Here is a 26347-nt window from a genome sequence, read left to right as displayed (position 1 = left end):
CGGGCTCGTTCCCGGCTGGGGGGCAGCCCGCCGCAGGCGCACCCGCCCCCTACGCCCCCGGCCGCTCCGGTGCCCGCTTCGCCGGCGTCTGGGCCAGCGACGCGAGCGCGATCCGGATCGCCTCGTCCAGCTGCGGATCCCGCCCCGCGGCATGGTCCTGCGGCGCCATCACGACCTCGACATCGGGATCGACCCCGTGGTTCTCCACACCCCAGCCATAACCCTCGAACCAGAACGCGTACTTGGGCTGGGTGACCGACGTCCCGTCCACGAGCTTGTACCGGCTGTCGATGCCGACCACCCCGCCCCAGGTACGCGTGCCGACCACCGGCCCGATGCGCAGAGCCTTGATCGCGGCGTTCACGATGTCGCCGTCCGAGCCGGAGAACTCGTTGGCGACGGCCACCACGGGGCCGCGCGGTGCGTCCTCCGGGTAGCTGTACGGCTGCATCCCGCGCGGCATGTCCCAGCCGACGATGCGCCGGGCGAGTTTCTCCACGATCAGCTGCGAGGTGTGGCCGCCCCGGTTCTCCCGGACGTCCACCACCAGCCCCTCGCGGGCCACTTCGATCCGCAGGTCGCGGTGGAGCTGCGCCCAGCCCGAGCCGACCATGTCGGGGACATGGAGGTAGCCGAGGCGTCCGCCGGAGTGCTCGTGGACATAGGCCCGCCGGTCGGCGACCCACGCGTGGTAGCGCAGCGCCTCCTCGTCGGCGACCGGTACGACGACGACATGGCGCGGGTCACCGCCGTCCACCGGTGAGACGGTCAGCTCGACCGGTTTGCCGGCCGAGCCGGTGAGCAGCGGTCCGGGCCCGGCCACCGGGTCGACCGGGTGCCCGTCGACGGCGAGGATCGCGTCCCCGACGCGCACCGCCACCCCGGGTGCGGCGAGCGGCGAGCGGGCCGCCGGGTCGGAGGTCTCCGACGGCAGGATCCGGTCGATGCGCCAACTGCTCTCGTCCGTACGGGAGATGTCCGCACCGAGCAGCCCCTGCCGGGCCGAGTCGTCGCGCCATCCGCCGGGCGGCGTCACATAGGCGTGCGAGGTGCCGAGCTCGCCCTGCACCTCCCACAGCAGGTCGATCAGGTCGTCATGGGTGGCGACACGCTCCAGCACCGGGCGGTAGCGGTCCAGGACTCCGTCCCAGTCGATGCCGCCCATGTCGGGACGCCAGAAGTTGTCCCGCATGATGCGCCCGGCCTCGTCGTACATCTGACGCCACTCGGCGGCCGGGTCGAGGGTCCGGCGAATCCGGGAGAGGTCGACGGTGACACTGCTGTCGCTGCCGCCGTCGTGGTCGTCGTCGCCGGCCGGGACACGGCTGTCGGACGGTACGGCGCGCAGCTTGCCCCGGGTGTGCAGAACGATCCGCTTGCCGTCGCCGCTGACCGCGAAGCCGTGGACGTCCGAGGCGAGTTCCTCGCAGCGCAGCTTCTCCAGGTCGTACCGTTCGAGGACGGTCTCGGGCCGGCGGGCGTCGGGCGTGGCGCCGCTCGTGCCGAGCACCCCGGTCACCGGGTGGCTCAGCCACAGCAGCCCGTCCTTCGCGGCGCGCAGCGTGGAGTAACTGGCGGCCTCGACGGGCAGCGGCACGATCCGGTCGGCGAGTCCGTCGAGGTCGATCCGGGTGACGGGCAGCGCGGTCGGGTTGTCCTCGCCCTCGCCGCCGCTCTTCTCCTTCTCGGCCGGACGGCCGTGGCGCTGCGGCCCGAACGGGGAGGGCGTGGTGGCGGCGAGCGTCAGCAGATGCGGACGGCAGGCGCCGATGAACGCCAGATCGAAGACATGGGCGTCGTAGACCGGGTCGAAGGACCGCTCGGAGAGGAACGCGAGGTGCTTGCCGTCGGTGGTGAACGCGGGGGCGAAGTCCCGGAAACGCAGCGGGGTGGCCTCGGCTACCGACAGATCGGCAAGGTGGGCGAGCTTGAGCTGCCTGAGCGGATCGGGCCCGGGGTGCGACCAGGCGAGCCAGGAGGAGTCGGGCGAGAAGACCAGGCCCGAGGCGTCGCCGTGCTCGCTTCGGTCCACCTCGTGGACCTCGCCGCTCTCCCGCTCGACGATCAGTACCCGCCCGTCGTGCGCGGCGACGGCGAACCGGCTGCCGTCCGGGGCCGCCTCCAGGTCGAGGACCCTGCCGATACGGCCCGCGGCGAGGCGGCGCGGTACGGCGCCCGGCGCGGTGCCGGTGGCGGGTGCGCACTCCAGGGCGTCGTCGCCCTCGGCATCGGTGACCCAGACGACGTGCTGGTCGCCGTCGGCCTGGAAGGTGCGGGGCATCCTGGCCCGTACGCCCGGTTCGACGGCGAGCGCCCGGGCCGGGCCCTCGCGGTGGGTGACCCAGTGGACGGCGCCGCGCGTCCCGACGGCACTGCCGCGGCCCGTACGGTCCGGGGACGCGGAGTCGAGGTGGCTGCCGGCGTGCACCGAGTGGGGCTGGAGGTCGGCGCGCTGGCCGCCGAGCCGGATGTCGACACGACGGGGCTCGGAGCCTTCGAGGTCGTCCAGCAGCCAGAGTTCACCGGCCGAGGCGTAGCCGACGCGGGTTCCGTCGGTGGTCGCGTGGCGGGCGTAGAACCCCTCGATGCCGGTGTGCCGGCGCAGATCCGAGCCGTCGGGGAGCGAGGAGTAGAGCGCGCCCACACCTTCGTGGTCGGAGAGGAAGGCGACGCGGTCGCCCACCCACATAGGGGATTCGATGTTCCCGTCGAGGTCCTCGTGCAGCCGTACGAACTCCGCCGGGCCCTCGGTCGCAGCCTCTGCCGCGATCCACAACTTGCCCGCGGTGCCGCCCCGGTAGCGCTTCCAGGCGGCGGCCTCGCGCCCCATGGTGGCCGAGAGCAGCAGGACCCGTCCGCCGGGCCCGTAGGCGAGGGAGCCGACCGGCCCGTGAGGCAGGGTCCGCGCGGGCCCGCCGTCGACCGGGACGGCCCTGGCCCAGCTGCGCCGCAGCGACGCCTGCCCCTGGGTGCTGATGACCAGTACGTCGCCCTCGGGCGTCCAGCCGCGTACGGAGGTGCGTGCGTCGCCCCAGTAGGTGAGCCGCTTGGAGGGTCCGCCGTCGACCGGTGCGACGTGCACTTCGGGCGCCCCGTCCCGGGTGGACGTCCAGGCGACGCGGGCTCCGTCGGGAGATATCCGCGGGTTGGTGACAGGTCGGTTGTCGGCGCTGACGCGCCAGGCACGGCCGCCGTCCAGCGGCGCCAGCCAGACATCGTCCTCGGCGGTGAAGGCGATCAAATCGCCCTGGACATGGGGGTATCGGAGGTAGGCAGGCTGTGTCACACGGATCACCCTAGGCCGCTGGCGTGCTCCGCGGAACTGGGTTGGCCGGAGTCCGCCGGGTGGCCCGGTGCCGGTCACACTCACTTGCCCGGGGGCGGTTCGGTCACCGTGACCGTCACGGTGACCGTCGGCCGGGCGCCGCCACTGCCGCCGCCCCGGGGCGGATTCGCCCCGACGGCCGACGGGGCGGCGTTGCAGTTGCCGAGCACATCTGCTCGGAAGACGGCCTTCCCGCCGGTCCTGGCGGTCAGGTCGCCCCGCACACACCGCTCGTCGAGAGCCTGGGTCACCTTGCCGGTGATCGTGATGTCCTTGCCGCTCCCGGTCTTTCCGGTGCAGTCGACGTCCGCGATCCGACTCGCGGAGGCGGAGGGCGACGCACCCTGGAGCCGGTCCCCGTCGACGTCGGCCGTGCAGTTCAGCCACCGCACATCGACCCCGTTGCGCTCCAGGGCGCTGGTGCCGGTCAGGTCGGTGGTCACAGCGATGGATGTGGAGTTCAGGCTGCCCGTCGGCTCACAGGCCACGACACCTGCGACCGCCGCGCCCGCGAGTGCGGACGCGGCCAGAAAACGACGGGTTCTTCCCTGACCCCATGCCCTTGATGTCCCCATACGAGCAGCTTCCCACCGTTCCCCCACGACGCGGTAGACGGCTTGCGGCCAGAACGGGGCGGCTCCGGCGCACCGGCGGGGGCTTACGACCAGCGGCCGGTGCGCCCCAGCAGCAGTGCCGTCGCCGCCGTGCCCGCCGTCGAGGTGCGCAGAACGGACGTTCCGAGCCGGCAGGTACGGGCGCCCGCCGCGGCGAAGTCCGCCAGTTCGTCCGGCGACACACCGCCCTCGGGACCGACGACCAGCACGATCTCGCCCTGGGTGGGGAGCTGGACGGTGGCCAGCGGCTCACTGTCGTGGCCCCGGTCCTCGTGCAGGACGGCGGCGAAGTCCGCCGCGACCAGAAGTGCGGCAACCTGTTTGGTCGTCAGTGCGTCCGCCACCTCGGGGAATCGCACCCGGCGCGACTGCTTGCCCGCTTCCCGGGCGGTGTTGCGCCATTTCGCGAGGGACTTGAGGCCGCGGTCGCCCTTCCACTGCGTGATGCAGCGCGACGCCTGCCAGGGCACGATCGCGTCGACACCGGTCTCCGTCATCGTCTCGACGGCGACCTCGCCGCGGTCCCCCTTGGGCAGGGCCTGGACCACGGTGATACGGGGTTCGGGCCAAGGCTCCTCATGAACCGTCGCCAGGCCGGCGACCACGAGCCGGTCCTTGCCCTCGGCGGCTCTGACGACGCCTTCCGTCCAACGGCCGTGGCCGTCCGTCAGCACGACGTCCTCACCGGCGTGCAGCCGCTTCACCGATACGGCATGTCGACCCTCGGGTCCTTCCAGGACGAACTCCGGCCCATCGGGGACCTGTTCGACGACGAAGACCGGTGCGGTCACTGCGTACTCCCTGCGCTCACTGCCGCCCGCGCGGCGTCCAGTTCTTCGGCGAGCAGTCCGATCAGCCGGCCGGCGGGCAGCTCGCGTGCCATCCGGTGCCCCTGCCCCGCCCACAGTGCCATGCCCTGGGCGTCCCCGGCCTTTGCCGCCGCCGTGCGCAGGCCGGCCGTCAGATAGTGGACCTGTGGGTAGGCGGCGGGGGCGTACGGGCCGTGCTCGCGCATGAAGCGGTTGACCAGGCCGCGGGCCGGGCGGCCGGAGAACGCCCGGGTCAGGGCGGTCCGTACGAACAGCGGGTTGGTCAGTGCCTGCTTGTGCAGCAGATTCGCCCCGGACTCGGGGCAGACGAGGAACGCCGTGCCGAGCTGCGCCGCCTCCGCGCCCGCGGCGAGCACCGCGGCGATCTGGGACCCGCGCATCAGCCCGCCCGCGGCGATGATCGGCACCTGTACGGTCTCGCGGACCTGGGACACCAGGGAGAGCAGTCCGATCCCGGTGCCGTCGGCCTGCGGGTCGTCTCGGTGGGTGGACTGGTGGCCGCCCGCCTCCATGCCCTGGACACAGACCGCGTCGGCCCCCGCCCACTGGGCGGCCTGGGCCTCCTCGGGCGTGGTGACCGTCACGACGGTGTACGTGCCGACGCCGGCGAACGCGTCGAGGGTGTCGCGTGTCGGGCAGCCGAAGGTGAACGAGACTGCCGGGACCGGGTCCTCCAGGAGGATGGCCAGCTTGGCCTCGTAGCCGTCGTCGCCGCCGCTGGCGTCCGGGTCGCCGAGCGGGGTCTCGTACCAGGCGGCCTCACCGGCCAGCTGGTGCCGGTACACCTCGACGGCGCTCGGGTCGGCGAGACCCGGCTGCGGCATGAAGAGATTGACGCCGAAGGGCTGAGCGGTCAGCCCGCGCAGCTGTTTGATCTCGTTGTACATGCCGTCCGCCGTCTTGTACCCGGCGGCGAGGAAGCCCAGCCCGCCCGCTTCGGCGACGGCCGCGACGAGCTGCGGACAGGACGCACCACCCGCCATCGGGGCCTGCACGACCGGATACCGGCAGAGATCGGTCAACACGGATGACATGACCGCATCGTGTCATGTCATCCGTGCCTCGGCGTGCGCGGCCTGCGGTCCATTTTGTCCTCAAACGCCGGACGGGCTCGGCAGGCGAGCCCGTCCGGCGGCAGGGAACGGTGTGCGGGGGCCGTCAGCGCCCGTTGAAGGCATCCTTCAGCCGGGAGAACAGCCCCTGCTGCCCGGGCTGGAACTGGCCGGTCGGCCGCTCCTCGCCGCGCATCTTCGCCAGGTCCCGCAGCAGTCGCTCCTGCTCCGGGTCCAGCTTCGCCGGGGTCAAGACCTCGACGTGCACGATCAGATCGCCACGCCCGCCGCCCCGCAGATGCGTGATCCCGCGGCCGTGCAGCGGGACCGACTGGCCGGACTGGGTGCCGGGCCGGATGTCGACCTCCTCCAGGCCGTCGAGCGTCTCCAGCGGCACCTTGGTGCCGAGCGCGCCCGCCGTCATGGGGATGGTGACCGTGCAGTGCAGATCGTCGCCACGGCGCTGGAACACCGAGTGCGGCAGCTCATGGATCTCCACGTACAGATCCCCGGCCGGGCCGCCGCCGGGGCCGACCTCGCCCTCGCCCGCGAGCTGGATGCGGGTGCCGTTGTCGACACCTGCGGGGATCTTCACGGTGAGCGTGCGCCTCGACCGGATGCGGCCGTCACCGGCGCACTCCGGGCACGGGGTCGGCACGACCGTACCGAAGCCCTGGCACTGCGGGCAGGGCCGCGAGGTCATGACCTGGCCCAGGAAGGACCGGGTGACCTGCGAGACCTCGCCACGGCCGCGGCACATGTCACAGGTCTGGGCGGAGGTGCCGGGTGCGGCGCCCTCGCCGTTGCAGGTCGTACAGACGACGGCCGTATCGACCTGGATGTCCTTGGTGGTGCCGAACGCGGCCTCGGCGAGATCGATCTCCAGCCGGATCATCGCGTCCTGGCCGCGCCGGGTGCGCGAACGGGGTCCGCGCTGCGACGACGTACCGAAGAACGCGTCCATGATGTCGGAGAAGTTGCCGAAGCCACCCTGTCCGAATCCACCCGCGCCACCGCCGCCGGAGGCGGACAGCGGATCGCCGCCGAGGTCGTAGACCTGCTTCTTCTGCGGGTCCGACAGCACCTCGTAGGCGGCGTTGATCTCCTTGAACCGCTCCTGGGTCTTCGGATCGGGGTTCACATCCGGATGCAGCTCACGAGCGAGCCGACGGAATGCCTTCTTGATCTCGTCCTGAGATGCGTCGCGGCGCACGCCGAGTACGGCGTAGTAGTCCGTGGCCACTTACGACTCCGCCAGGATCTGTCCGACGTAACGTGCCACTGCGCGTACCGCTCCCATCGTTCCGGGGTAGTCCATGCGGGTCGGTCCGACCACGCCGAGTTTGGCGACTGCCTCGTCGCCCGAACCGTAGCCGACCGCGACGACGGACGTGGAGTTGAGCCCCTCGTGGGCGTTCTCGTGCCCGATCCGTACGGTCATGCCCGAGTCCTTGGCCTCGCCGAGCAGCTTCAGCAGCACGACCTGCTCCTCCAATGCCTCCAGCACCGGCCGGATCATCACAGGGAAGTCGTGCCCGAAGCGGGTGAGGTTGGAGGTGCCGCCGATCATCAGCCGCTCCTCCGTCTCCTCGACGAGGGTTTCGAGCAGGGTGGAGAGCACGGTGGACACGGTTCCCCGGTCCTCGCTCTCGAAGGAATCCGGCAGATCCTGCACCAGCTGCGGGACATCCGCGAAACGGCGTCCGACGACCCGGCTGTTGAGCCGGGCCCGCAGATCGGCGAGAGAGGTCTCACCGAACGGAGCGGGGCAGTCGATCATGCGCTGCTCGACCCGGCCGGTGTCCGTGATCAGCACGAGCATCAGCCGGGCGGCTGCCAGTGACAGCAACTCCACATGCCGAACCGTCGACCGGGTCAGCGAGGGGTACTGCACGATGGCGACCTGCCGGGTCAGCTGCGCGAGCAGCCGTACGGTGCGGCCCACGACATCGTCGAGGTCGACCGCGCCGTCGAGGAAATTGTGAATGGCACGACGTTCCGGCGACGAGAGGGGCTTGACGCCCGCAAGCTTGTCGACGAAGAGCCGGTAGCCCTTGTCCGTCGGGATGCGTCCCGCACTGGTGTGGGGCTGGGCGATGAAGCCCTCGTCCTCCAGCACCGCCATGTCGTTGCGGACGGTGGCCGGGGAGACCCCCAGCTTGTGCCGCTCCGTGAGCGCCTTGGAGCCCACGGGCTCCTCGGTGCCGACATAGTCCTGGACGATGGCGCGCAGCACTTCGAGTCTGCGTTCGCTGAGCATCGCGCACACCTCCAGCTGTGTTTCCTCGGTGGTTCTCGGGCCGTTCCTGCTTCATTCCCAGGAATCCCCCTGGCACTCTGTCCTCACGAGTGCCAGCAATCCCCCGGCCAGTGTACGGCGGCCGAGTGGGGGCCTAGCAAGGGCGACCGGTCACGCTACCGCGAGACCGCGCAGGTCGTTGCCGATAGCGTCGCGGTATGGACGCCTCTTGGGAAGAGTTCGGCTGGGAGCGACTGGGTCACGGTGTGGGCCGACGGCGCCTGACCGGATGGGATGCGACAGTCGCACTGGTGGTCGGAGCGGATGGAGTGCTGCTCTACGACACCGGATCAACACTCCGCGAAGGTGAGGAAATCCGGGCCCAGGCACAGGCCCTGCTCGGCCGGAAGGTGACGCATATCGCACTCAGCCACCCCCATTTCGACCATGTACTGGGCACTGCCGCGTTCTCCGGCACCCAGGTGTACGGAGCGGCCGGCATGGCCGGGCTGATGAAGCTCGGGGCGGACGATCTGCACGCCTCCGCGGTGCGCCACGGAGTGTCCGAAAACGATGCGTCCGAGGCCGTCGATGCGCTGGTGGCGCCGCACCATGAAGTACGCGGCGAGTGGACGCTCGATCTGGGCGGCGGCCGTCAGGTGCTGCTGGCGAATGTGGGCCCCGCCCACAGCAGCCACGATCTGGCGGTGCTCGTCCCCGGCTCCCCCGCGGTGGTGCTCTGCGGCGACCTGGTCGAGGAGTCCGGCGAACCGCAGGCGGGACGGGACGCCGTCCCGGGCCGCTGGCCGGCCGCGCTGGACCGGCTGCTGGCGCTGGGCGGCGAGGACGCGGTGTACGTTCCGGGGCACGGAGCGGTGGTGGACGCGGCGTTCGTCAGGGACCAGCGTGACCAACTGGCCGTCCTCTTCGGCGTGTCGTGACGTGTTGTCGTCTTATCGTCATCCGATGCGCAGCTACCAGCCGGACCTGACCCCGCCGTGGAAGAAGTCCGCCCCCGTTCCCGAGGTCCCCGCCGATCCCGATCTGGTCGTGGAGGAGGTCTCCACGGGATTCTGCGGTGCGGTGATCCGCTGCGAGAAGACGGCCCAGGGTCCGACGGTGACCCTGGAGGACCGCTTCGGCAAGCACCGGGTGTTCCCGATGGAGCCGCGCGGCTTCCTGCTGGAGGGCCGGGTGGTCACGCTCGTGCGCCCGTCGGCGGCCGGTCCCGTACGCCCCACGCGTACGGCATCGGGTTCGGTCGCAGTCCCCGGGGCGCGCGCCCGGGTCGCGCGGGCGGGCCGGATCTATGTGGAGGGGCGCCACGACGCGGAGCTGGTCGAGCGGGTCTGGGGCGACGACCTGCGGATCGAGGGCGTGGTCGTCGAATACCTCGAGGGCATCGACGACCTCCCGGCCATCGTGCGCGAGTTCTCCCCCGGCCCGGACGCCAGGCTGGGCGTTCTGGTCGACCACCTGGTCCCGGGCTCCAAGGAGTCCCGGATCGCCTCCCAGGTCTCGGACGCGAACGTGCTGGTGGTCGGCCACCCCTACATCGACGTGTGGGAGGCGGTGAAACCGTCGTCCGTGGGCATCGCCGCCTGGCCGGTGGTGCCGCGCGGCCAGGACTGGAAGACGGGCGTGTGCCGCGCTCTGGGCTGGCCGGAGAACACGGGCGCGGCCTGGCAGCGAATCCTGTCCACGGTGCGCTCGTACCGGGATCTGGAACCGGCCCTGCTGGGCTCCGTGGAGCACCTGATCGACTTCGTGACGGCGCCGCCTCAATAGCCCCCTTCGCCGGCCCCCAAGCCTCTCCGGCGCCCCTCCGGCGTCCGGGGAGCGGGGGAAGCGGGGGATCCGGGGCGGAGCCCCGGTTACGGGAAGGAGCGGGCAGGGGAACAGGTCCGCCGCGGGCGCACCCGAGCCCCGTCCGGCCCCGCCCCCTCAGTCCACCAGATCCCGCACCACCGCATCCGCCAGCAACCGCCCCCGCAACGTGAGCACCGCCCGCCCCTCGCCATACGGCACCCGCTCCAGCAGCCCGTCCTCCACCGCCCGCCCCGCCGCGGCCAGCCCCGCCGGTGCCAGCAGCGACAACGGACACCCGTCCGCGAGCCGCAGCTCCAGCAGGATCCGCTCGACCCGCCGGTCCTCGGCGGAGAGGATCTCGCGCCCGGCCCCCGGCGACCGCCCCTCGGCCAGAGCCTGCGCGTACGCCCCCGGATGCTTCACGTTCCACCAGCGCACCCCGCCGACATGGCTGTGCGCCCCGGGGCCGGCGCCCCACCAGTCGGCTCCGCGCCAGTACAGCTCGTTGTGCAGGCACCGGCCCTCGGGCGTGCGGGCCCAGTTCGACACCTCGTACCAGGAGAAGCCCGCCGCGGCCATCGCCTCGTCCGCGATCAGATACCGGTCCGCATGGGCGTCGTCATCGGTCATCGGGATCTCACCGCGCCGGATCCGCCGGGCCAGCTGCGTCCCCTCCTCGACGATCAGCGCGTACGCGGACACATGGTCCGGCCCCGCGCCGATCGCCGCGTCCAGCGAGGCCCGCCAGTCGTCGTCGGACTCCCCGGGCGTGCCGTAGATCAGATCGAGGTTGACGTGCTCGAAGCCCGCCTCCCGCGCCTCGGCGACGCACGCCTCGGGCCGCCCCGGCGTATGCGTACGGTCCAGGATCTTCAGCACATGCTGCCGCGCGCTCTGCATCCCGAACGAGATCCGGTTGAAGCCGCCCTCCCGCAGCTCGGCCAGATACGCCGGATCGACGGATTCCGGGTTGGCCTCGGTGGTGATCTCGGCATCGTCGGCGAGCCCGAACTCGTCGCGGATCGCCCCCAGCATCCGTACCAGGTCTCCGGCGGCCAGCAGGGTCGGTGTGCCGCCGCCGACGAAGACCGTACGGACCGGACGCGGATCGTCACCGAGGACCTTGCGGGCCTGGCGGACCTCGCCGATCAGATGGGCCGCGTAGTTGTCCCGGGAGGCCAGCGCACCGCCGGAGCCGCGCAGCTCGGTGGCGGTGTAGGTGTTGAAGTCGCAGTAGCCGCAGCGGGTCGCGCAGTAGGGCACATGCAGGTAGAAGCCGAGCGGCCGGCCGGCGGCGCCTTCCAGGGCATGGCGGGGCAGCGCCCCGTCGTCGGGTACGGGTTCACCATCGGGCAGTACGGAAGGCATACCGCCCATTGTCACTCGCCGCCGGGGACCTCCGAGCCATGTTCATGATCACGAAGGGTCACGCACCACGGTCCGCACCGCGGCACCCGGGCCGCAGCAAGAGCCCCCGGCCGCCCCGCCGCGCCCTCACCCCGCCTGCAGCACCAGCAGCGCCAGATCGTCGTCGGGCGGCCGCTCGGCGAATTCGTGCACGGCTCGCTTGATCCGGTCCGCGATCCCGTCCGCCGACAGCCCGGCACAGTCGGCCAGCGCCCGGGCCAGACCGTCCCCGTCGTCGAACATCAGCGTCCCGGTGCGCCGCTCCGTCACACCGTCCGTGACGCACAGCAGGCTGTCGCCGGGCGCCAGCTCGAAGCTCTGGCTCTCGTACGCGACGTCGTCGAAGATTCCGAGCAGCATCTGCGGCTCGGCGGCCGGGCGCACCTCGCCGTCGGGGCGCAGCAGCAATGGCAGCGGGTGGCCGGCGCTGGCGAGGGTGCAGCGCACGCCGCCGCCGGGCAGCGGCACGAGTTCCCCGTACAGCAGGGAGAGAAAGCGGGACTGCCCGGTGTCCGCCGTCTGCTGGCCGCCCGCCGCGGCCACCATGAGCGCGGCCGCCTCGGCAGCCTCCATCGCATCGTCGAGGAGCAGCCGGTTGAGCCGGTCCAGCACTTCGCCGACACCGAAACCCTCACGGGCCAGCAGCCGCAGCCAGGGCCGGGCGAGGCCGGTGACGACGGCGGCTTCGGGGCCGCTGCCCTGTACATCGCCGAGGACGAAGCACCAGCGGTCGCCGGGGCACGGGAAGATGTCGTAGAAGTCGCCGCCGACGACGCCGTCGTCGCTGGGTTCGTACACCAGTGAGCTGGTGACGCCGGGTATGTCGGCGACCTTGCTGGGCAGCAGCGCGCGCTGCAGGATGCGGCTGATGGTGGCCTGCCGGGTGTATGCGCGGGCGGCTCCGACGGCGAGGCCGACACGGCGTACGAAGTCCTCGATCAGGGCGGTCACTTCGTCGGGAACACGTGCCGTGCCCTCCCGGCCGAGGAGTACGGCGCCGAGTGTCCGGCCGCCCGATGTGATCCGGTAGGCGAGAGCGGATCCGGCATGCCCGTCGGATTCCCCGCCGTCCTCCTCGCCGCCGGGCCACGGCATGGAGACGGGCCCGGTGCCCACCCGCTCGGGCAGCCGGATCGGGTCCTGCTCCAGCACCGTACGCAGCTGCCCGGTCTCGGCCTCGTCCCGGTGCCAGGCGCTGGCGAGCCGGGGGACGGCCGCGGGGCCGCCGTTCTCGGGCTCCAGCCAGATCGCGCACCAGTCGGCGAGTCTGGGCACCAGTAACTGTCCGGCGAGGGCCGCGACGATGTCCTCGTCGAGCTGGCCTGCGAGCAGGTCCGAGGCCTCGGCGAGGAACGAGAGCGCGCCGCGGCCGGCCCAGTCCGCGTCGTCGCGCAGGGCCCGCCGTGCGGTGGGGGCGAGCAGTTCGGCCGCCCGCAGCCCCTGCTGGAATCCGGACTCGGCCGACGGTTCGGGGAACGGGTTCCAGTCGTCGACGGGAAGCCGGGCCCAGACGGTCTTGAGGCCGGTGCGGTAGGTGATGCCCCAGCGCTCGGCGAGGGTGCCGACGAGCTGGAGCCCGCGACCGTACTCGGCGGGCTCCTCGGGGCCGGTGGGGGCATCGCCCTCCGCCTTGTCCGCTGCGTCCGTCGCGCTGCCGGCCTCCGGGCGTTCGCTGCGTACGGCACGGGCCGGGTGGTGGTCGGAGACCTCCAGCACCAGGGCCGCGGCCTCGTCCTCGGCGGCCTCCTCGAGCCGGCAGAGCAGCTCGACATTGGTCCCGGCGTGCACGACCGCGTTGGTGACCAGCTCGCTGACGACGACCGCCGCATCATCGGCCAGACGTTCGCTGAAGCCCACGGCCGCCGGCAGTCCCAGCCCGGTCCACTCGGTGAGCGCTGCCCGGACGAACCGGCGGGCGGCGGAGGGCGCGAGGAGGTTTCCGGGCAGGGACGTACGGGCGACCGGCCGCGCATCCGCATGGCCGACGGTGATACCGGGACGCTGAACGATGTCCCGCTGCAAGGGAATAGGCCCCACGGTGCAGCTCCTGACCTGTTCTCGCTCTGTCTGTCTGTTCTCGTTCTGTTCTCGCTGGGCGCCGCTGACGACACCGACAGAGTGACAGATGGACCATGCTCATAAGCAACGAGTTGCCGAAGTGAGCAGAGAAAGTGAGCAGAGAAAAACGGAAGCAGCCGCACCGTGCGGCCGGTTGGCGAGGAAGCGTATTACGCCTCGCGGGTTCCCGCGTACATGTCGTCGATGAGGGCCTTGTACTCACGCTCGACGACCGGCCGCTTCAGCTTGAGACTGGGCGTCAGCTCGCCGTGCTCGATGTCGAGATCGCGGGGCAGCAGCCGGAACTTCTTGATGGTCTGCCAGCGCTGCAGCCCCTCGTTGAGCCGCTTCACATAGCCCTCGATGAGCGCGACGGCCTGCGGGGACGCCACCACTTCGGCGTACGGTTTCCCGCCCAGGCCGTTCTCGGCGGCCCAGCCGAGGATGGTCGGCTCGTCGAGTGCGATCAGGGCGGTGCAGAAGTTACGGTCCGCGCCGTGCACCAGGATGTTGGAGACGAACGGGCAGACCGCCTTGAACTGTCCCTCGACCTCCGCCGGGGCGATGTACTTGCCGCCGGAGGTCTTGATCAGGTCCTTCTTGCGGTCGGTGATCCGGAGGTAGCCGTCCACGGACAGCTCGCCGATGTCGCCGGTGTGGAACCAGCCGTCCGCCTCCAGCACCTCGGCGGTCTTCTCCGGGAGCCCTTGGTAGCCCTGCATCACGCCGGGGCCGCGCAGCAGGATCTCACCGTCGTCGGCGATCCGTACCTCGGTGCCGGGGAGCGGCTTGCCTACGGTGCCGGTGCGGTAGGCCTCGCCCGGGTTGACGAAGGAGGCGGCGCTGGTCTCGGTGAGGCCGTAGCCCTCCAGGATGTGGATACCGGCGCCCGCGAAGAAGTAGCCGATGTCGGGGGCGAGCGCCGCGGAGCCGGAGACACAGGCGCGCAGCCGGCCGCCGAAGGCCTCGCGGATCTTGGCGAAGACGAGGGCGTCGGCGACCTTGTGCTTGGCACCGAGCGCGAACGGGACGGAGGCCGTGCCGGTGCGCCGGAAGTTGTCCTGCGAGACCGTCGCGTACTCGCGGGCGACCCCGACCGCCCACTGGAAGATCTTGTACTTGGCCCCGCCACCGGCCCGCGCCTTGGCGGCGACACCGTTGTAGACCTTTTCGAAGATACGGGGGACGGCGGCCATGTACGTCGGCTGGACCACCGGAAGATTCTCGATGATCTTGTCGACCCGGCCGTCGACGGCGGTGACGTGGCCGACCTCGATCTGGCCGGAGGTGAGTACCTTGCCGAAGACGTGCGCGAGCGGCAGCCAGAGGTACTGGACGTCGTCCTCGGTGATCAGGCCGGTCGCCACGGTGGCCTTGGCCATGTACGACCAGTTGTCGTGCGGCAGGCGTACGCCCTTGGGGCGGCCGGTGGTGCCCGAGGTGTAGATCAGGGTGGCCAGCTGGTCGGCCGTGATGGCGGCGACCCGCTCCTTGACCGCGTCGGGGTTCTTCGCCAGGTGCTCGGCGCCGCGGGCCTCCAGATCGGCAAGGGTGAGCACCCAGCCCTCGGGGTCGCCCTCGGCGGGTCCGGCGCCCTCGGGGTCGATGACGACGACATGGGCGAGGTTCGGCAGCTCGGCGCGGCGCTCGCGGGCCTTGGCCAGCTGGCCGGCGTCCTCGGCGATCAGGACCCGGCTCTCGGAGTCCGAGAGGATGAACGCCGACTCCGCGGCGTTGGTCGACGGGTAGATGGTCGTGGTGGCGGCGCCCGCACACATCACACCGAGGTCGACGAGGATCCATTCCACTCGCGTGCCGGCGGCGAGCGCGATCCGCTCCTCCGGCTGCACACCCAGCCCGATCAGCCCTGCTGCGACGGAGTACACCCGCTCGGCGGCCTGTGCCCAGCTCAGCGACTTCCACTCATCGGGTCCCTCGCCGGTGGCCGCAGGGACGGGGTAGCGGTAGGCCTCCCCGTCCGGGGTGGCCGCCACGCGGTCGATGAAGAGGTTCGCCACGGAGGGCGGTCGGTTCTCGATCAAGGTCTGTGTGTCGCTCACGACATCCTCCGGGCCTGCGGCAGTGCTTCACGACCGGCTGCTGATTGCTGCTTGTTCCTACGTGTGTTCCCGCGCACCCCGTGCGCTTGGTCCTGCGGTGCTTGTCCTGTTGCTTGTCCTGCGGCGCCCGGTCCCGCTTGTTTAACTCGCGAGTAACTACGAGGCCGTGATCAGGGTAGAGCGCCTGCGTCCGCCGCGTAAGAGGCAATGGGCCGCCGCTTCATAACGAACGGGCCCCTGTGTCGCGGTGCGCTGCGACACAGGGGCCCGTTGGGCTACCACCGGGTAGGGGCGGACGGAGCCGGGTTGACGGCCGGGCGGGAGTTGCTTCTCGTCCCTGCGGCGGAAGCTACTTCTTGGCCTTGCCCTCCCCGCCCGACTCGTCCGTCGACAGCACGGCGATGAAGGCCTCCTGCGGCACCTCCACATTGCCGACCATCTTCATCCGCTTCTTGCCTTCCTTCTGCTTCTCCAGCAGCTTCCGCTTACGGGAGATGTCACCGCCGTAGCACTTGGCGAGGACGTCCTTGCGGATGGCGCGGACGGTCTCGCGGGCGATGACCCGGGAGCCGATGGCGGCCTGGATCGGCACCTCGAAGTTCTGCCGCGGGATCAGCTCGCGCAGCTTGGCGACGAGCCGCACGCCGTACGCGTACGCCTTGTCCTTGTGCGTGACCGCGGAGAACGCGTCGACCTTGTCGCCGTGCAGCAGGATGTCGACCTTGACGAGCTGGGCGGACTGCTCGCCGGTGGGCTCGTAGTCGAGGGAGGCGTAACCCCGCGTCTTGGACTTCAGCTGGTCGAAGAAGTCGAAGACGATCTCGGCGAGCGGCAGGGTGTAGCGGATCTCGACCCGGTCCTCGGAGAGGTAGTCCATGCCGAGCAGGGTGCCGCGCCGGTTCTGGCAGAGCTCCATGATCGCGCCGATGAACTCGCTGGGGGCCAGGACCGTGGCACGCACGACGGGCTCGTGCACCTTGTCGATCTTGCCCTCGGGGAATTCGCTCGGGTTGGTGACGGTGTGCTCGGTGCCGTCCTCCATCTCGACGCGGTAGACCACGTTGGGCGCGGTGGCGATGAGTTCGAGACCGAACTCGCGCTCCAGCCGCTCGCGGATCACATCGAGGTGGAGCAGACCGAGGAAGCCGACGCGGAAGCCGAAGCCGAGCGCGGCAGAGGTCTCCGGCTCGTAGACCAGGGCGGCGTCGTTGAGCTGAAGCTTGTCGAGCGCCTCGCGCAGGTCCGGGTAGTCCGAGCCGTCCAGCGGGTACAGGCCCGAGAACACCATCGGCTTGGGGTCCTTGTAGCCGCCCAGCGCCTCGGTCGCGCCCTTGTTCAGGGAGGTGATGGTGTCACCGACCTTGGACTGCCGGACGTCCTTCACACCGGTGATGATGTAGCCCACTTCGCCCACACCGAGGCCGTCGGCCGGGGTCATCTCCGGGGAGGAGACCCCGATCTCCAGCAGCTCGTGGGTGGCGCCGGTGGACATCATCCTGATGCGCTCGCGCTTGTTGAGCTGACCGTCGACGACACGGACGTACGTGACGACGCCCCGGTACGAGTCGTAGACCGAGTCGAAGATCATCGCGCGGGCGGGGGCGTCGGCCTGGCCGATCGGGGCCGGGACGTCCTTGACCACCCGGTCGAGCAGTGCATCCACGCCGACACCGGTCTTCGCGGAGACCTTGAGCACGTCCTCCGGCTGGCAGCCGATGAGGTTGGCGAGCTCCTCGGAGAACTTCTCGGGCTGTGCGGCCGGCAGGTCGATCTTGTTGAGCACCGGGACGATGGTGAGGTCGTTCTCCATCGCCAGGTAGAGGTTGGCCAGCGTCTGGGCCTCGATGCCCTGCGCGGCGTCGACCAGCAGGACCGTGCCCTCGCAGGCGGCGAGCGAGCGGGAGACCTCGTAGGTGAAGTCCACGTGGCCCGGGGTGTCGATCATGTTGAGGACATGGGTGCGGCCCTGGTCCTCGCCCGTGTTGGGCGCCCAGGGCAGACGTACCGCCTGGGACTTGATGGTGATGCCGCGCTCGCGCTCGATGTCCATCCGGTCGAGGTACTGAGCGCGCATCTGCCGCTGGTCGACCACGCCCGTCAGCTGAAGCATCCGGTCGGCAAGGGTCGACTTGCCGTGGTCGATGTGCGCGATGATGCAGAAGTTGCGGATCAGCGCCGGGTCGGTACGGCTCGGCTCGGGCACGTGGATAGGAGTCGCGGGCACGCAGGGTCCTGATTCTTGAGACGCCGAACGCCGTGTCTCGGGTCGATGTCGGGTCGGTCGGATCGATACGTAGCCTCCATCGTCCCATGGTTGCGGGGCGAAGACCGGTTTGGGCCGGTCGGAGTGGGGCTGGTACCGTTGACAGCTGTGCCTCGCGACTCTCTCAGGCCGTGGGGCGCACATCGAAGATCCAACGAACCTGAAAAGGCTCTTTCGTGGCGAACATCAAGTCCCAGATCAAGCGGAACAAGACGAACGAGAAGGCGCGCCTGCGCAACAAGGCCGTCAAGTCCTCGCTCAAGACCGCTATCCGCAAGGCCCGTGAGGCTGCCGTCGCCGGTGACGTCGAGAAGGCCACCACGGCCGCTCGCGACGCCTCCCGCGCGCTCGACAAGGCCGCCTCGAAGGGTGTCATCCACAAGAACGCCGCCGCCAACAAGAAGTCGGCGCTGGCCTCCAAGGTTGCCTCCCTCCAGGGCTGAGCCTTCTGATGTAACCGCCGGAACGGACCAGCGGGCCCTCTCTCCCGCCCCTGCCCGGCCCCCGCGCCGCACACCGAACCTGCGTTCGCCACGCGGGTGCGGCGCACCAAGCGTGAACCGAAGGCCCCGGCCCCGCTCTCCCCAGAGCGAGGCCGGGGCCTTCGGCGTACCCGCGCTTCGGGCCTGTCCGGTTTTGAGCTCGTCCGTCGTGTCAGCCCGTCCGGCACTTGAGGGCAGAGCAGCCGCCGGACGAACCCGGCGCCCTCGCCCGCCCGGCTACCGCCCCGACCGCGCCGCCCGCGCCACCGCGACCACGGCCTTCTCCAGCGCGTACTCCGGATCGTCGCCGCCCCCCTTGACGCCCGCGTCCGCATCCGCGACCGCCCGCAGCGCCACCGCCACGCCGTCCGGCGTCCACCCACGCATCTGCTGGCGCACCCGGTCGATCTTCCACGGCGGCATGCCCAGCTCGCGGGCGAGGTCCGCGGGCCGCCCTCCGCGCGCCGAGGACAGCTTTCCGATCGCCCGTACGCCCTGTGCCAGCGCGCTGGTGATCAGCACGGGCGCCACCCCGGTCGACAGCGACCAGCGCAACGCCTCGAGCGCCTCCGCAGCCCGTCCCTCCACTGCACGGTCGGCAACCGTGAAACTCGATGCCTCCGCACGGCCCGTGTAGTAGCGGGCGACGACCGCCTCGTCGATCGTGCCCTCGACGTCCGCGACGAGCTGCGAAGCCGCACTCGCCAGCTCCCGCAGATCGCTGCCGATGGAGTCGACCAGCGCCTGGCACGCCTCGGGCGTCGCCGAGCGCCCCAGCGCCCGGAACTCCGACCGCACGAACGAGAGCCGCTCGGCCGGCTTGGTCGTCCTGGGACACGCGACCTCCCGCGCCCCGGCCTTGCGCGCCGCATCCAGCAGGCCCTTGCCCTTGGCTCCGCCCGCATGCAGCAGAACGAGGGTGATCTCCTCGACCGGATCGCCGAGGTACGCCTTGACGTCCTTGATCGTGTCGGCGGAGAGATCCTGCGCATTGCGCACGATCACCACCTTGCGCTCGGCGAAGAGCGACGGGCTCGTCAGCTCGGCAAGGGTGCCGGGCTGGAGCTGATCGGAGGTGAGATCGCGGACATCCGTGTCGGGGTCGGAGGCACGGGCCGCCGCCACCACCTGTTGTACGGCGCGGTCGAGGAGCAGGTCCTCCTGGCCCACGGCGAGCGTGAGGGGGGCGAGCGGATCGTCGGTGGAATTCCTTCTGGTGGCCATCGCCGTCCAGCATCCCACGCGCCACTGACAACCCCGTCGCCGGAGCAACGGCGTACACCGTACGGGAGAATGGGCAGGTGAGCGATGTGAGACATGTGCTGGTGCTGCCGGACCGCGATGCCGCGGAGGAGGTGGCCGCGGAACTCGGCGACCGCTTCGGGGTCGCCGAGGAACCCCAGCTCGTACGCGATGCACTGGCCGGCGAGGACGATGCCGAGGACGCCCAGTGGCTGGTGGTCGTGGAGGACCCGTCGGGGCGGCTGGACTCCTCGGCGCTCGATGCGTTCGCCGCGGAGTACGAGGGGTGGCTCGAAGCGCCCTAGGAGGGCGCCAGGGCACCCAGGGGCTCACCCCTTGGGGACGATCTGGATGTCCATGTCGATGGAGATGCTGGAGCCGACGGCCGCGATGCCGCGGGCCAGCATGGTCTGCCAGGTGAGGGTGAAGTCCTCGCGGTGCAGCTCCGTGGTGGCCCGGCAGGCGGCGCGGGTCTCGCCCTCCAAGCCGTTGCCCACGCCGAGGTACTGGGTGTCCAGCGTGACCGTACGGCTGACGCCGTGCAGTGTGAGCGCGCCGGTCACACCCCAGCGGGTGCCGCCGCGGTGGACGAAGCGGTCGCTGTAGAACTCCAGCGTCGGATAGCGCCCGACGTCGAGGAAGTCGCTGGAGCGCAGATGGTCATCGCGCATCTGGACGTTCGTGTCGATCGACGCGGCATCGATGATCACATGCATGGCCGAGTCCTCCATGCGGTCGGCGATCCGGACAGCACCGGCGAAGGTGTTGAACCGGCCGTGGATGCGCGCCATGCCGATGTGCCGGGCCGTGAAGCCGATCTGCGAGTGCATCGGCTCGACCGCCCACTCGCCGGGGTCGGGCAGCTGCGGGGGCGCGGACAGTTGCAGGGTCACATCGCCGAGGCTCGCATGGCCTCCCTCGACGACCGTGGCCGCGCCGTGGAACGGGGTGAAGCCCTCAGCCGTGACGGCCAGTCGGTATTCGCCGGCCGGGACGGTCGCGAGGACATTGCCGTACGGGTCCGTCTCACCGCCGAAGACCTTACGGCCCACGCTGTCCGTGACAACGAACTCGGCCTGCTGCACGACCTCGTTGACGGGGTCGAGCACTCGGCAATTGAGCACTCCGGCAGTGCGCGGCACCTCGATTCCCGTGAGGGCGTTGCCGCGCGCGACACCCGTCGCTCCCCTGCTTCCCAGCCAACGGCCGAACATCTTCTACCTACCCCCCGGGGGCGATTCACCTTGGGGCCTGACGGCTGGACGTCCTCGTCGGAGCAGCGGCCCACCGACGAGCATGCATTCGATCACCATTGTGGCGTTCGAGGCAAACAGAGCAGCTCGCAATGGCTTGGGTAGAGGTGTTACCGAAGGTCCGAATTGGACGTTCCGCGTGTGCGCGACGCTCATTCCGTGCGCGTCACTCATTCGGACAGTGCTCATGACTGACCCACCGCCCGCAGCCCGGACCCGGCACCCGTCACGGCGATCGCGCCGTCCGTGTCCGTGCGCAGCACCACCGCGCCGCCGGCTCTGAGCGCATCGACGGTGCGCGCGGCCGGGTGACCGTACGGGTTGTCCCTGCCCACGCTCACCAGGGCGAGTCTCGGGTGCGCGCTGCGCAGCAGAGCGGGGTCCTGGTGAGCGGAGCCGTGATGGGCAACCTTGAGAACGTCCACCCGTGGCAGCGCGGGATACCTGCGCAACACCCCCTGCTGGGCCGGAGGTTCGAGGTCGCCCAGGAGCAACAGGGTCAGCCCGCCCGACCGGACGTACAGGGTGACACTGGCGTCATTCGGCTCCTGCGGTACGGGCCCGGCCCCGGGGACCGCCGATGCACCACCCGCCCCCGTGCCGCCCGCCGGCCAGAGGACCCGCCAGTCGAGCGGCCCGATCCGACGGCGTTCACCGGGGACGGCCCGCACCAGGGGGACGCCCGACGCGGCAGCCGCTCTCCGTACGAACGCGACCTGGTCCGACGGTTCGTCCAGGCTCGTCGTCTGGATCGCCCCCACCGCTCTGCCCCGCAGCACACCGGGCAACCCCCGTACATGGTCCGCGTGGAAGTGCGTGAGGATCAGGAGCGGTACCTCGGTGATGCCCAGGTCGCGCAGGCACCGGTCGGCGAGCCGGGGATCGGGACCGGTGTCGACGACCACACCCGCGCCGTCCCCCGCGGCCAGCACCAGGGCGTCGCCCTGCCCGACGTCGCACATCGCGAACGCCCAGTCCGGCGGCGGCCATCCGGTCAGCACCCGGGTGAGCGGCACCGGGCGCAGCACCGCAATGATCAGCAGCAGCGCGGCGGCCGAACAGACCCAGGGGTGGCGCACGATACGACGGGCGAACAGCACCACCAGAACTGTCAGCGCGGTCAGCAGCAGCGCGCCCTTCCCACCGTCGGGCCAGTCGATCTCTGCCCCGGGCAGGGCCGCCCCGGTTCGGGCCACCGAGGCGATCCACCCGGTCGGCCAACCCGCGATCCGGGCGAGCAGCTCTGCCACCGGCATGGCCACCGGTGCCAGGGCGAGCGCGGCGAACCCGAGGACCGTGGCCGGCGCCACCGCGAACTCGGCCAGCAGATTGCACGGGATCGCCACCAGACTGACCCGGGAGGCGAGCAGCACGACGACCGGTGCGCACACCGCCTGCGCCGCGGCGGCCGCGGCCAGTGCCTCCGCGAGCCTGGCCGGAACCCGGCGCCGTTGCAGCGCGTCGCTCCACTTCGGGGCGATGGTGAGCAGGGCGCCGGTGGCCAGGACGGAGAGGACGAAGCCGTAACTGCGCGCCATCCACGGGTCGTACAGCACCAGCAGCAGAACCGCGGCGGCCAGCGCGGGGATCAGTGATCTGCGGCGCCCCGTGCCGATGGCGAGCAGGGTGATCAGTCCGCAGGCCGCGGACCGCAGTACGCTCGGCTCGGGGCGGCAGACGATGACGAAGGCGAGTGTGAGCCCGCCGCCGAGCAACGCCGTCATTCTCAGCGAGATCCCCAACCGGGGCGCCAGACCGCGGCGTTCGACGCGCGACGCCGTGCCCGGTGGTCCGATCAGGATGACGAGCAGGATCGCGAGGTTGGCACCGGAGACCGCCATCAGGTGGGTGAGGTCGGCTGCCTGGAAGGCATCGTGCAGTTCGGGGGTGACCCGTGAGGTGTCGCCGACCACGAGGCCCGGCAGAAGCGCCCGCGCATCGGGATCCAGCCGCTCGGTCGCCTGCCGCAGACCGCCACGCAGAGCACCCGCCGTGCGCTGGAGACGGGAAGGTGGTCCGGTGATGCGGGGCGGGCCTTTGCCCTCGGGTCGCAGTACGGCGGCATGGCGCTCCCCTTCATGCATCGGTGGCGCCAGTCGGCCGCCGATGCGCAGTTGCGTGGAAGGAAGCAACCGCTGCCACCGGGCCATCGATCCGCCGGGCGAGACGATCAGCAGCACCGGCGTACGCAGCCGGGTGACCGTACCGTCGGGTCCGGTCAGCCACGTGATCTCGGCGTCCATGAGGAGCGAAGCGGGCGTGCTGTGATCGCCGCTCACCCGGGGCCGGGTCTGCCGGGCGTCGGACGTCACCGTCACCTCCGCCTCGACCCTCGCGAACCGCTGGGCCAGCCCATGGACCGGCCCCTGCCGTACGTCCGCGCCGTGCAACCCGGCCGACGCAGCCCCGGCCGCCGCACAGAGCAGCGCCGCAGCAGTGGCGGTCGCGGTGGTGTACGGCGATCGCCGGTTGCGCACCGCGCTCCCGTCGTCTGTCGCCCCTCCCACGGCGTCGGCCGACAGCCTGCGCCTCGCACGGGCCGCCGATACTCCCGGCATCGCCAGGAGCACCATGGCTGCGCCGATGCAGAGCATCACGCCAGCCGTCGTCCACCGCCCCGGCGCACTGAGCGCGAGCGCCGCTCCGGCGCAGGCCGCCATGGCCGGCGGGACCAGCCGGAGGTCGACCGGGCCTTCCTGCCGCGGGTCGGAGACACCCAGCCTCCGGCCCGAGGCCGCATGGACGTCCCGGGGGTTCACGGCCCCACCAGCGGTTGGAGGTCGGCGAACCGGCGGTCACCGATCCCGTTGACCTCGCGGAGCTCGTCGACGGAACGGAAACCGCCGTGCTGTGTGCGGTAGTCGACGATGTGCTGGGCGAGAACCGGGCCGACACCAGGCAGGGTGTCCAGTTGTTCGACGGTCGCGCGGTTGAGGCTGACCGGTCCGGTCGTGGGGCTGCCACTGCCGCCCGGAGCGGCTCCTCCCGCACTGCCGGCGACAGGAGGACCGGGCGGGGCGCCCACCACGATCTGCTCACCGTCCATGAGCAACCGCGCCCGGTTGATCCCGGTGAGGTCGACACCCGGCCGGGCTCCGCCCGCTGCACGCAGCGCATCGGCGACCCTTGCGCCGGACGGCAGTTGATGGATCCCCGGCCTTCGCACCTTCCCGCTCACATCGACCACGATGTGCCCGCCCGGCCCCGCAGCCGGTGGCGGCCCCGGTGACGGCTCGGGCACTCCGGCACCGTCCGCCACCGGGCCCGAAGTCCTGGCGTGTACAGCCTCGTTGACCGGATCAGGAGCGCGTACGGAGTGGGGGCGCGCGGACCAGAAATGCACCGCGGCGAAGACCGCGGCCGCGATCAGGACAACGGCCAGTGCGGCAAGGGTCCTTGGCTCCAAACCACATCTGAGCTGCAGCCACACCGGAATCCGCTCCCGCAGTGCAGGAACCAGCCTCTCCCACCGCCCCGGCACCCTGGATACCTGCGCCGGGGTCGAGGGCGAGGCCGGGGTCGGGGTCGAGGGCGAGGCCGGGGCCGGCGCAGGAGCGCTGGCCGGAGCGGCACTTGGCGTCGAGGGTGTGCCCGGGGCCGAGACCTGAACAGGAGCCGAGGCCACCCCCAGCACAGGCCGCGCGACCCGTCCGCCGTACGCACCTCCCATGAGGGCGTCCGCCCGACGGCGCGAAGCCGCCGCTACGACGTCAGCACGCCCGCGCGACGACCGTCGCCGTCCGGGTCCGAGGCCGGGACCGCCACGGGCGCGCCCGTCCGAGGCCGGGGCGCGGCCGGGGCCGCTGCCGCTTCCGCTGGTTGCACGATGTGATCGGGGAGCCATGTCTCACGACGGTAGGCACATCCGTCCGAACCCGCTGAGCAGGCCCAATTTCGGTGGACAACCGACCAGTTGTGGATAACTCGACCACCCCGAGGAATGACGTCGGTGAACCGGCTTCAGCGCGGCGAAACCACTGCCCCGAGCAGACCGGGCCCGGTGTGCGCACCGATCACCGCGCCCACCTCGCTGACATGCAGATCGACCAGACCCGGCACCCGCTCACGCAGTCTCTCGGCGAGCCGCTCGGCCCGCTCGGGTGCCGCCAGGTGATGCACGGCGATGTCCACCCGGCTGCTGCCCGCCCGTTCCGCGACGATCTCCTCCAGACGCGCGATCGCCTTCGAGGCGGTCCGTACCTTCTCCAGCAGTTCGATACGGCCGCCGTCCAGCTGGAGCAGCGGCTTCACGGCGAGCGCCGATCCCAGCAGAGCCTGCGCGGCACCGATACGACCGCCGCGGCGCAGATAGTCCAGCGTGTCGACGTAGAAGTACGCGGAGGTGCCCGCTGCCCGCTTCTCCGCGGCTGCGACGGCCTCGTCCAGGCTTCCGCCCGCCTCTGCCGTCTCCGCCGCCGCCAGGGCGCAGAATCCGAGGGCCATGGCGACCATCCCGGTGTCCACCACCCGTACGGGAACCGGTGCGTCCTTCGCTGCGAGCAGAGCCGCGTCGTACGTACCCGAGATCTCGGCCGAGAGGTGCAGCGAGACGATGCCGGTGGCTCCGGCCCCGGCCACCGCCCGGTACGCGGCGGCGAAGACCTCGGGGCTGGGCCGGGAAGTCGTGACGGGGCGACGCTTCTGGAGCGCCACCGCGAGGGAACGGGCCGAGATCTCGGTGCCGTCCTCCAGAGCCTGATCACCGAGGACGACGGTCAGCGGCACCGCGGTGATGCCGTGCCGCTCCATCGCCTCGGGCGGCAGGTAGGCCGTGGAATCGGTGATGATCGCGACATGGCGGGACATGAGCGGGAGGTTACCTGGCGAGCCTGCGGCTCGGCAGTCCGACCCCGACCGAATGATCGCTCCCGATCGCTTCGGACCGCTTCCTGTCACCGCCGGTCATCGGACGCCGCACCGCCGTTCACCGAACGCCTCAGTTCGTCGTTTCGGGCCGAGCTGCCTTCTGCCACGGGTATTCGGTCTGCCGTCGCGGGTCCGGAGCAGTGATCGCCTGTGCCACATCATCGGCCGGCCCACCCCCCTGACCTTGCCGCTGCCCCTGGCCGCGCCCGTCACCCTGCGGCTCACCCTGCCCGCGGACCGGCTCGTCCGGCTCCACCGTCCAGTGCCGCAGCGCCCCGGCCTCCACATCGATCTGCGCATTCAGCGCGTCCAGATCGTCGTCGGTGAACTGCCGCGCCCGGTCCCGCGCGGCCCACCGCAGCGAATCCGCAGAGTGTGTGATCCGCTCCGTACGCTGCTTCAGTCCCGGCAGCATCGAGGCGACCGTCGCCCGGTCGGGCTCGCGCTCCAGTTTCTTCAGCTCGTCGTCCAGCTCGCGCCCGTGCACACTCAGCCGCTGGAAGAGGCCCAGCGACTCCGAGAGCGACGCATCCTCGACGGCTCCCGACTGCAACGCCTCCTGCGTGGCCCGCATGGATGTGCGCAGCGCGAGCCGCAGCTGTGCCAGCTCTCCGCCCACACCTGCCTGGCCGTAGCTCTTCGCCCGCAGCGTGGTGTCCTCGACGGTGCGGCGCGCCTGGGTGATCGTACGGTCGACACCCCGCTTCGCCGCGCCGATGGCCTTGACGCCCGCGTACACGCCCAGGGCCACGAAGGCGAAAAAGAGCAACCCCAGAATCAGGATCACGGCTTCCATGAGCGCCCCTCGGATGTCGTTTCGGCTGCCGGGTGCCGGCCCCTCCACCGT

At 71.1% G+C, this 26347-nt stretch carries 20 protein-coding genes; 4 read left to right on the top strand and 16 right to left on the bottom strand.

What is annotated here, in order from left to right; all coding sequences use genetic code 11:
- Positions 1 to 49: 49 nt before the first annotated feature.
- The 6 genes from ACFVYE_RS25970 to hrcA form a co-directional block, all read right to left on the bottom strand.
- Positions 50 to 3286 (bottom strand): S41 family peptidase, encoded by a 3237-nt coding sequence (locus tag ACFVYE_RS25970; RefSeq protein ID WP_389607476.1) that lies wholly within the window; start codon positions 3284 to 3286, stop codon positions 50 to 52.
- Positions 3287 to 3366: 80 nt separating this feature from the next.
- Positions 3367 to 3900, bottom strand: coding sequence for a hypothetical protein (locus tag ACFVYE_RS25965; protein ID WP_389607475.1), 534 nt, complete (start codon positions 3898 to 3900; stop codon positions 3367 to 3369).
- Positions 3901 to 3983: 83 nt separating this feature from the next.
- The gene (locus ACFVYE_RS25960; RefSeq protein ID WP_383967659.1) at positions 3984 to 4730 is read right to left on the bottom strand and encodes a 16S rRNA (uracil(1498)-N(3))-methyltransferase; all 747 of its coding nucleotides are present in this window, start codon (positions 4728 to 4730) and stop codon (positions 3984 to 3986) included.
- A complete protein-coding gene (locus ACFVYE_RS25955) occupies positions 4727 to 5803 on the bottom strand; it encodes a nitronate monooxygenase (RefSeq protein ID WP_383967663.1) in 1077 nt (358 codons plus the stop codon). Before ACFVYE_RS25955 ends, ACFVYE_RS25960 begins: the two co-directional genes overlap by 4 nt.
- A gap of 124 nt (positions 5804 to 5927) precedes the next feature.
- Entirely contained in the window at positions 5928 to 7064 is a 1137-nt protein-coding gene (gene dnaJ / locus ACFVYE_RS25950) for a molecular chaperone DnaJ (protein WP_383967666.1), read from the bottom strand.
- Positions 7065 to 8081 (bottom strand): heat-inducible transcriptional repressor HrcA, encoded by a 1017-nt coding sequence (gene hrcA, locus ACFVYE_RS25945; RefSeq protein WP_383967669.1) that lies wholly within the window; start codon positions 8079 to 8081, stop codon positions 7065 to 7067.
- Between the two features lie 197 nt (positions 8082 to 8278).
- On the opposite strand from hrcA, the gene ACFVYE_RS25940 reads away from it, so the two are divergent.
- Together ACFVYE_RS25940 and ACFVYE_RS25935 are read left to right on the top strand one after the other, a co-directional pair.
- A complete protein-coding gene (locus tag ACFVYE_RS25940; RefSeq protein ID WP_389607474.1) occupies positions 8279 to 9001 on the top strand; it encodes an MBL fold metallo-hydrolase in 723 nt (240 codons plus the stop codon).
- Between the two features lie 25 nt (positions 9002 to 9026).
- Positions 9027 to 9848, top strand: coding sequence for a DUF3097 domain-containing protein (locus ACFVYE_RS25935; protein ID WP_114244438.1), 822 nt, complete (start codon positions 9027 to 9029; stop codon positions 9846 to 9848).
- A 156-nt stretch (positions 9849 to 10004) separates the two neighbouring features.
- Here the strand turns inward: ACFVYE_RS25935 and hemW are convergent, their stop codons facing one another.
- The 4 genes from hemW to lepA form a co-directional block, all read right to left on the bottom strand.
- Entirely contained in the window at positions 10005 to 11246 is a 1242-nt protein-coding gene (gene hemW, locus ACFVYE_RS25930) for a radical SAM family heme chaperone HemW (protein ID WP_383967674.1), read from the bottom strand.
- 117 nt (positions 11247 to 11363) lie between these two features.
- A complete protein-coding gene (locus tag ACFVYE_RS25925; protein ID WP_383967710.1) occupies positions 11364 to 13298 on the bottom strand; it encodes a SpoIIE family protein phosphatase in 1935 nt (644 codons plus the stop codon).
- 206 nt (positions 13299 to 13504) lie between these two features.
- Complete coding sequence (locus ACFVYE_RS25920) at positions 13505 to 15394, bottom strand: AMP-dependent synthetase/ligase (protein WP_383967677.1); 1890 nt, start codon at positions 15392 to 15394, stop codon at positions 13505 to 13507.
- 349 nt (positions 15395 to 15743) lie between these two features.
- On the bottom strand, positions 15744 to 17618 hold the full coding sequence (lepA, locus tag ACFVYE_RS25915) for a translation elongation factor 4 (protein WP_383967680.1): 1875 nt from the start codon (positions 17616 to 17618) through the stop codon (positions 15744 to 15746).
- Positions 17619 to 17833: 215 nt separating this feature from the next.
- Here lepA and rpsT point away from each other — a divergent pair, with 215 nt between their 5' ends.
- Positions 17834 to 18100: a 30S ribosomal protein S20 gene (gene rpsT / locus ACFVYE_RS25910; protein ID WP_389607473.1), complete on the top strand. Its 267-nt coding sequence runs from the start codon at positions 17834 to 17836 to the stop codon at positions 18098 to 18100.
- Between the two features lie 276 nt (positions 18101 to 18376).
- On the opposite strand, the gene holA is transcribed toward rpsT, so the two are convergent.
- Positions 18377 to 19363, bottom strand: coding sequence for a DNA polymerase III subunit delta (holA, locus tag ACFVYE_RS25905; RefSeq protein ID WP_389607472.1), 987 nt, complete (start codon positions 19361 to 19363; stop codon positions 18377 to 18379).
- 77 nt (positions 19364 to 19440) lie between these two features.
- Here holA and ACFVYE_RS25900 point away from each other — a divergent pair, with 77 nt between their 5' ends.
- Positions 19441 to 19686, top strand: coding sequence for a hypothetical protein (locus ACFVYE_RS25900; protein ID WP_383967686.1), 246 nt, complete (start codon positions 19441 to 19443; stop codon positions 19684 to 19686).
- Positions 19687 to 19710: 24 nt separating this feature from the next.
- On the opposite strand, the gene ACFVYE_RS25895 is transcribed toward ACFVYE_RS25900, so the two are convergent.
- The 5 genes from ACFVYE_RS25895 to ACFVYE_RS25875 all read right to left on the bottom strand — a co-directional run bounded on the left by ACFVYE_RS25895 (position 19711) and on the right by ACFVYE_RS25875 (position 26296).
- Entirely contained in the window at positions 19711 to 20595 is an 885-nt protein-coding gene (locus tag ACFVYE_RS25895) for a YceI family protein (RefSeq protein WP_383967688.1), read from the bottom strand.
- Positions 20596 to 20819: 224 nt separating this feature from the next.
- Positions 20820 to 23393 (bottom strand): ComEC/Rec2 family competence protein, encoded by a 2574-nt coding sequence (locus ACFVYE_RS25890; protein WP_389607471.1) that lies wholly within the window; start codon positions 23391 to 23393, stop codon positions 20820 to 20822.
- Positions 23390 to 24040: a helix-hairpin-helix domain-containing protein gene (locus ACFVYE_RS25885; protein ID WP_389607470.1), complete on the bottom strand. Its 651-nt coding sequence runs from the start codon at positions 24038 to 24040 to the stop codon at positions 23390 to 23392. The genes ACFVYE_RS25890 and ACFVYE_RS25885 overlap by 4 nt, the downstream gene beginning before the upstream one ends.
- A gap of 554 nt (positions 24041 to 24594) precedes the next feature.
- Positions 24595 to 25440, bottom strand: coding sequence for a DegV family protein (locus ACFVYE_RS25880; RefSeq protein ID WP_383967700.1), 846 nt, complete (start codon positions 25438 to 25440; stop codon positions 24595 to 24597).
- 130 nt (positions 25441 to 25570) lie between these two features.
- A complete protein-coding gene (locus tag ACFVYE_RS25875) occupies positions 25571 to 26296 on the bottom strand; it encodes a hypothetical protein (protein ID WP_383967703.1) in 726 nt (241 codons plus the stop codon).
- Positions 26297 to 26347 lie beyond the last annotated feature (51 nt).

It is taken from the genome of Streptomyces sp. NPDC058239, from assembly GCF_042882185.1.
GTDB lineage: Bacteria > Actinomycetota > Actinomycetes > Streptomycetales > Streptomycetaceae > Streptomyces.
This window is presented reverse-complemented; position numbering and strand designations above follow the sequence as displayed.

Excerpts from the sequence above, each read along its gene's own strand:
- hemW (WP_383967674.1), bottom strand. The coding sequence starts at position 11,246 with ATGGGCGGTATGCCTTCCGTACTGCCCGATGGTGAACCCGTACCCGAC.
- ACFVYE_RS25895 (WP_383967688.1), bottom strand. The coding sequence starts at position 20,595 with ATGTTCGGCCGTTGGCTGGGAAGCAGGGGAGCGACGGGTGTCGCGCGC.
- ACFVYE_RS25935 (WP_114244438.1), top strand. The coding sequence starts at position 9,027 with ATGCGCAGCTACCAGCCGGACCTGACCCCGCCGTGGAAGAAGTCCGCC.
- ACFVYE_RS25940 (WP_389607474.1), top strand. The coding sequence starts at position 8,279 with ATGGACGCCTCTTGGGAAGAGTTCGGCTGGGAGCGACTGGGTCACGGT.
- ACFVYE_RS25955 (WP_383967663.1), bottom strand. The coding sequence starts at position 5,803 with ATGTCATCCGTGTTGACCGATCTCTGCCGGTATCCGGTCGTGCAGGCC.
- ACFVYE_RS25965 (WP_389607475.1), bottom strand. The coding sequence starts at position 3,900 with ATGGGGACATCAAGGGCATGGGGTCAGGGAAGAACCCGTCGTTTTCTG.
- holA (WP_389607472.1), bottom strand. The coding sequence starts at position 19,363 with ATGGCCACCAGAAGGAATTCCACCGACGATCCGCTCGCCCCCCTCACG.
- ACFVYE_RS25880 (WP_383967700.1), bottom strand. The coding sequence starts at position 25,440 with ATGTCCCGCCATGTCGCGATCATCACCGATTCCACGGCCTACCTGCCG.
- ACFVYE_RS25875 (WP_383967703.1), bottom strand. The coding sequence starts at position 26,296 with ATGGAAGCCGTGATCCTGATTCTGGGGTTGCTCTTTTTCGCCTTCGTG.
- hrcA (WP_383967669.1), bottom strand. The coding sequence starts at position 8,081 with ATGCTCAGCGAACGCAGACTCGAAGTGCTGCGCGCCATCGTCCAGGAC.